The organism is Microbacterium paulum, from assembly GCF_015707995.1.
GTDB lineage: Bacteria > Actinomycetota > Actinomycetes > Actinomycetales > Microbacteriaceae > Microbacterium > Microbacterium paulum.
Window position 1 is genome coordinate 1 of record NZ_JAAGRY010000099.1, and the last position, 6,344, is coordinate 6,344.

Annotated in this window: 4 protein-coding genes and 2 pseudogenes; 2 read left to right on the top strand and 4 right to left on the bottom strand. The window is 71.0% G+C overall.

The features are described from left to right. Window positions 1-198, bottom strand: a pseudogene (locus G3N18_RS15260) (hypothetical protein); the annotation flags it as partial. 76 nt (window positions 199-274) lie between these two features. On the opposite strand from G3N18_RS15260, the gene G3N18_RS15265 reads away from it, so the two are divergent. Then, window positions 275-1,600 (top strand): site-2 protease family protein, encoded by a 1,326-nt coding sequence (locus tag G3N18_RS15265; RefSeq protein WP_196385112.1) that lies wholly within the window; start codon window positions 275-277, stop codon window positions 1,598-1,600. Window positions 1,601-1,627: 27 nt separating this feature from the next. On the opposite strand, the gene G3N18_RS15270 is transcribed toward G3N18_RS15265, so the two are convergent. Further along, window positions 1,628-3,520, bottom strand: coding sequence for an anthranilate synthase family protein (locus G3N18_RS15270; RefSeq protein WP_196385113.1), 1,893 nt, complete (start codon window positions 3,518-3,520; stop codon window positions 1,628-1,630). Between the two features lie 209 nt (window positions 3,521-3,729). Between G3N18_RS15270 and ispG the strand changes: the two genes are divergently transcribed. Beyond that, window positions 3,730-4,881 carry a flavodoxin-dependent (E)-4-hydroxy-3-methylbut-2-enyl-diphosphate synthase gene (gene ispG / locus G3N18_RS15275; RefSeq protein WP_196385114.1) on the top strand — a complete coding sequence of 384 codons (1,152 nt, stop codon included), beginning with the start codon at window positions 3,730-3,732 and terminating at the stop codon, window positions 4,879-4,881. Between the two features lie 10 nt (window positions 4,882-4,891). Here ispG and G3N18_RS15280 read toward each other — a convergent pair. Both G3N18_RS15280 and G3N18_RS15285 read right to left on the bottom strand, forming a co-directional pair. Then, a pseudogene (locus G3N18_RS15280) lies at window positions 4,892-5,920 on the bottom strand (1-aminocyclopropane-1-carboxylate deaminase). 15 nt (window positions 5,921-5,935) lie between these two features. Continuing rightward, the coding region (locus G3N18_RS15285) for an FCD domain-containing protein (RefSeq protein ID WP_196385115.1) at window positions 5,936-6,344 on the bottom strand (409 nt) is incomplete at its 5' end.

Here is a 6,344-nt window from a genome sequence, read left to right on the forward strand (position 1 = left end):
CGCCCGACGGCCGACCAGGAGCATGCACAGCGGCGCGGCGAGGATCGCGATGCCGACCATGAGCCAGGCGGGCGGAGCGCCCCCGCCCGAGAGTGTGTGGGCGGTTCCGGCGATGAGCACCGCGGTGCCGGCGGCGACCGTGCCGCGGACGGCACGCGCGCCGCGCGATGCCCGTGCGTGCGCCTCGATCCCCCTCACACCGAGGAGCCTAACGGAGCGGGCGCTCCCGCGCGGCTCGGCAAACTCAAAGCGGCGCGCGATAGCGTCGCCTGTTGTGACCGTCATCGCTTTCGTCATCGGGGTCGCGCTGCTCGTCGTCGGGCTCGCGGTGTCGATCGCCCTGCACGAACTCGGTCACCTCATCCCCGCCAAGCGCTTCGGGGTGCGCGTGGGGCAGTACATGATCGGCTTCGGCCGCACGCTGTGGTCGCGCCGCATCGGCGAGACCGAATACGGCGTCAAGGCCATTCCGCTCGGGGGCTACATCTCGATGGCGGGCATGTACCCGCCCTCGCCCGCGGCCGACGGAGCGGCCGACGGAGCAGCCACCGACGGGAAAGCCGGCGGCGGATTCTTCGCCACCATGGTGCAAGACGCGCGCGCCGTCAACGACCAGACCCTCGACGGCGACGACGGAAAGCACACCTTCTACGACCTGCCGGTCTACAAGCGGGTCATCATCATGCTCGGCGGTCCGGTGATGAACCTCCTGCTCGCGATGGTGCTGTTCGCCATCGTGTTCAGCGGCATCGGGCTGCAGACCGCCACGACCACGATCGCCTCGGTCAACGAGTGCGTACTGCCGGCGGGCACCACCCAGACCGCCTGCACCGCCGACGACCCCGCTTCGCCCGCCGCAGCGGCGGGCCTTCGCCCGGGAGATGTGATCGTCTCGGTCGACGGCACGGCCGTGCAGACCTTCGCCGAGGCATCCGCGATCATTCAGGCCGCGCCGAACCGCACCCTCCCCATCGTCGTGCGGCGAAACGGGGCCGAGCAGACGCTGCAGGTCACCCCGATGCTCGCCGAGCGTCAGATCGCGGGGCCGGACGGCACCGCGCAGACGGCCGAGGTTGGCTTCGTCGGCATGACGGCGACCGTCGAATACGTGCGTCAGCCCCTGTGGGACGGCCCTCAGGCCGCGCTCGCGCAGACCGGCCAGGTCGCGGGGGTCATCTGGCAGCTACCGGTGCGGGTGTACGACACCGCCGTCGACCTTTTCACGGGACAGAGCCGCGACCCGAACAGTCCGCTGTCGGTCGTCGGCGCGGGGCGCCTGGCGGGCGAGGTCGCCGCGACCGACGCGCCGATCCTGAACCGCGTCGCGAGCCTGCTGACGATTCTCGGTTCGCTCAACGTCGCCCTGTTCGTCTTCAATCTGGTGCCGCTGCTTCCCCTCGACGGCGGGCACGTCGTGGTCGCCCTGTGGGACGGCCTGCGCCGCGCCTGGGCGAAGCTGTGGCGCCGCCCGCCGCCCGCACCCGTCGACGCGACCAAGCTCGTGCCGGTCACGTTCGTCGTCGTGGTCGCGCTCATCGCGATGACGGTCGTGCTCGTCGCCGCCGACCTCTTCAACCCCGTCAAGCTGCTCGGGGGCTGATCCCGCGTCTCGGGTGATCCCGCAGCCTCAGGCGAGCGCGTGCGTCACGAGGCGGTCGAGGGTGTCGAGACCGTCGCGCGAGAGGATCGATTCGAGGTGCCCCTGGATCGAGGCGTAGCCGGGGCCGCGCAGGGCGTAGACGTCGCCGCATGCCGCGTCGGCCGCGATCTCGGTCTCGCCGAGCGCGGCCGTGCCGGGAGCGACCCGCGCCGTGAATGTGTTGTAGAAGCCGATGGATGCCTCGCTCCCGAACACGTCGACCTGCTTCTGCAACCCTTGGTGGGGCGAGGCGAGAGGCGCGAGCCCGATGCCGAGCGCGTCGGCGAGGATCTGGTGGCTGAGGCACACGGCCAAGAGCGGCTTACCCGCCGTGAGCCGCCCCGTGACGACCTGCCGCATGCGCGCGATCCGGGGGCTCGCCTCGTCGCGCGGATCGCCCGGCCCGGGGCCGGCGACCACGATGTCGGCCTCGGCGACGGCGGCATCGGTCACCGCGCTCCACGGGGTGACCTCGACCGCGAAGCCGAGGTGGCGCAGCTGGTGCGCGAGCATCGTGGTGAAGCGGTCTTCGGCATCCACGACGAGCGCGGTGCGGCCGGCGAATGACCCCTGGCTCTCCCCGCCCTGCGGGTTGAGCCAGAACGGCGCGAGCCGGTCGTTGCGGGCGGCGAGGAGCGCCGCGATGTCGGGATCATCGGCCAGCACGCGCGGCGCCGCGGCGGGGGCGTCTTCGTCGAGCGCCGCACGCTCGGCCACCTCGTCCCGGGCGATCGCGCCGATCGCGCCGAGCACCCCGGCGGCCTTGCCGTGGGTCTCGCCCACCTCGCCGTCGGGGTCGGAGTGGCGCACCAGGGTCGCGCCGACGGGCACCCGCAGGCGGCCGTCCACCAGGTACGCGGTGCGGATGAGGATCGGCGCGTCGAGATCGTGCGTGCCCGCAGCGGTCGGCGTGAACAGGGCCGCGACGCCCGAATAGTAGCCGCGCGGCGCTTTCTCGTGCCGTGTGATGACCGTGCACGCGTTCTGCATCGGCGACCCCGTGACCGTCGGGGCGAACATCGTCTCGCGCAGGATGTCGCGCGGGTCCATCGTGCTCTGCCCGCGCAGCATGTACTCGGTGTGCGTGAGGCGCGACATCTCCTTCAGGTGCGGCCCCGTGATGCGGCCACCGTCGCTGCAGACCGCCGACATCATCTTGAGCTCTTCGTCGACGACCATGAAGAGCTCTTCGGTCTCTTTGGTCGACGAGAGGAACTCGGTGAGCGTTTCGGCGGTCGCCCCGCCCGCCGGGTGGCGGAAGGTGCCCGAGATCGGATTCATCGTGACGACACCGTCGTGCGCGCTGACGTGCGCTTCGGGGCTCGCCCCGACGGCGAGGTGGCCGGGGGTCGAGACGAGGAACGTCCAGTAGGCGCCGCGCTCGTGCTCGAGCAGAGCGCGGAACCACGTGAGCCCCGCCGTCAGCGGATCGACGTCGATGGATGCCTCGAAGTCGCGCCGGATCACGAAGTTCGCGCCCTCGCCGCGGCCGATCTCGTCGGCGATCACGGTGCGCACGATGTCGGCGTATTCCTCGTCGGGAATGTCGAAGCCGGCGCCCTCGAGCGACACGGGCGCGGTGGGGAGCGCGGCGATCACCTCGTCGCGTGGCAGCACGTGGTGCGCGCCCACGACGAGGCAGCGCAGCGGCGCCTGGTCGTCGTGGCAGTCGAACCCGCGCTCGACGACCTGGCGGAACGGCACCAGCGCGAGCACCTCGCGCGGGGTGCCCGAGGCATCCATGAGCGGGATGTCGGCGAGCAGCTGGACGTCGACCACGTCGCCGGTGAGCAATTCAACGGTGTCGGTGTCGCGCGCGATCAGGGCGAACGGGCTGCCGGAGCGCACCGTGGCCTCCAGCAGGGAGGGGCTCGGGGTCATCGCCGGGCCTTTCTTCAGGTCGGGCGGGCTGCATTCGTCCGGGAACGAAAAGACCGCCTCGAGGGCGGTCTGTGTCACAGGTTACGAGCACACCGCCGTCAGCGGGTGGGCCACCAGGAGGCGCTCGTGAACATGCGGTCACCCTAGCAGAACGTGCGCCGCCGCCGCTCACAGCCTCGCTCCGGCCGGTGCGGCGTAGGCTGGAGCGCGTGCCAGCAGTGAATCTCGGGATGCCGCGTGTGCCGGACGTCCTCGCCCCGCGTCGCAAGAGCCGTCAGATCAAGGTCGGCAAGGTGCTCGTGGGCGGCGATGCCCCCATCAGCGTGCAGTCGATGTGCACGACGCCGACGACGAACATCAACGCGACGCTGCAGCAGATCGCCGAACTGACCGCGTCGGGGTGCGAGATCGTGCGCGTGGCGGTGCCCAGCCAAGACGACGCCGATGTGCTGCACATCATCGCCAAGAAGAGCCAGATCCCGGTGATCGCCGACATCCACTTCCAGCCGAAGTACGTGTTCCAGGCGATCGACGCAGGCTGCGCCGCGGTGCGCGTGAACCCGGGGAACATCCGCAAGTTCGACGACCAGGTCGGCGCGATCGCGAAGGCAGCGAAGGATGCCGGTGTGTCGCTCCGCATCGGCGTGAACGCGGGATCGCTCGACCGGCGCCTGCTCGAGAAGTACGGCAAGGCGACGCCGGAGGCGCTCTGCGAGAGCGCCGTCTGGGAGGCATCCCTCTTCGAAGAGCACGACTTCCATGACTTCAAGATCTCGGTCAAGCACAACGACCCGATCGTGATGGTGAAGGCCTACCGCCTGCTCGCCGAGCGCGGCGACTGGCCCCTGCACCTCGGGGTCACCGAGGCGGGCCCGGCCTTCCAGGGCACGATCAAGAGCGCGACGGCCTTCGGCATTCTGCTCGGAGAGGGCATCGGTGACACGATCCGCGTGTCGCTTTCGGCCCCGCCCGCCGAAGAGGTCAAGGTCGGCCACCAGATCCTGCAGTCGCTGAACCTGCGCGAACGCAAGCTCGAGATCGTCTCGTGCCCCTCGTGCGGGCGCGCCCAGGTCGACGTGTACTCGCTGGCCGAGAACGTCACCGAGGGCCTCAAAGACGTCACGGTGCCGTTGCGCGTCGCCGTCATGGGCTGCGTCGTCAACGGCCCCGGCGAGGCCCGCGAGGCCGACCTCGGTGTGGCCTCGGGCAACGGCAAGGGTCAGATCTTCGTCAAGGGCGAGGTCATCAAGACCGTGCCCGAGTCGGAGATCGTCGCGACCCTCATCGAAGAGGCGCGCCGCATCGCCGACGAGATGGGCCCCGATGCCCAGATCGGCACGGCGCAGGTCATCACCGCCTGACGGCCCTGCGTCAGCCTGCCGGGTCCCACAGGGAGTGGTAGGCGTCGATCGCGGGCTGGCCGCCCAGGTGCGCGTAGAGCACGGTCGAGTCCTTCGGGATGTCGCCCGATGACACGAGGTCGATGAGGCCAGCGAGCGACTTTCCCTCCTAGACCGGGTCGGTGATCATCGCCTCGAGACGGGCTCCGGTGGCCATGGCATCCATCGTCGACGCCACCGGAATGCCGTAGAGGTCACCGGCCCACCCCTCGAGCACCTGGATCTCGTCGTCGCGCAGGTCGCGACCGAGTTCGATGAGCTCGGCCGTGTGCCGCGCGATGCGGGCGACCTGGTCGCGCGTCTTCGCGATCGTGGCCGACGCGTCGATGCCGATGACCCGGCGCCGCACGCCGGTGAGCTCTTCGAGCGCCGCGAACCCCGCGATCATGCCCGCGTGGGTCGAACCGGTGACGGTGCAGACGACGATCGTGTCGAAGAACACACCGAACTGCTTCTCTTGCTCGGCCACCTCGAACGCCCAGTTGGCGAACCCGAGCCCGCCGAGCCGATGCTCGCTGGCGCCCGCCGGGATGGCGTACGGCGTGCCGCCCGACGCCTCGACGTCGGCGAGGGCCTGCTTCCATGAATCGCGGATGCCGATGTCGAACCCCGCGTCGTCGAGTCTCGAATCGGCGCCCATCATGCGCGAGAGCAGGATGTTGCCCACCTGCGTGTTCGCCGGGTCGTCCCACGGCACCCACTTCTCCTGCACGAGGCGGGCCTTGAGCCCCAGGTGCGCGGCGACGGCGGCGACCTGGCGCGTGTGGTTCGACTGGTACCCGCCGATCGAGACGAGCGTGTCGGCGCCCGAGGCGAGCACGTCGGGGACGATGTACTCGAGCTTGCGCACCTTGTTGCCGCCGAACGCGAGGCCGCTCGCGACGTCTTCGCGCTTGGCCCACACCTCGGCGCCGCCGAGGTGCTGCGTGAGGCGCTTCAGCGGCTGCAGCGGGCTCGGCCCGAACGTGAGCGGGTGGCGGGGGAACTCGTGCAGCTTCATACGGGGTCCTCGGTCTCAGGGGCGGGGTGCGGTGTCGGGCTCGGGTGCGGGTGCGGGTGCGGGTTCGGACTCGGGTGCCAGGGTCTGCCAGGTCTCGGCGGCGAGGCGCGCGGCGCCCTCGGCGTCGCCCGCGGCGCACAGTGCGATGAGGCGCGCGTGGCGCTCTGCCGAGGCGGCGCCCTCGTGCGAGGCGAAGCGCAGCCGCTCGGCGCGGCGGAGCACCGGCTCGTACTGCGCGAGCACGTCGGCGACGGCGGTGTTGCCCGCCGCGGCGACCGCGACCCGGTGGAACCGGTCGTCGGCCTCGAGCGCACCCTGCAGATCGCCCGCGCGTTGCGCCGCGGCGAACGCGTCGTTCGCCGCGCGCATCTCGTCGAGGTGCGCCTCGGTGAGGCGGGGCACCGCGGCGCGCACGGCGACCGCG

What these genes read in the sequence shown, in the direction of transcription:
- G3N18_RS15270 (WP_196385113.1), bottom strand. Translation starts at nt 3,520, where the DNA reads ATGACCCCGAGCCCCTCCCTGCTGGAGGCCACGGTGCGCTCCGGCAGC.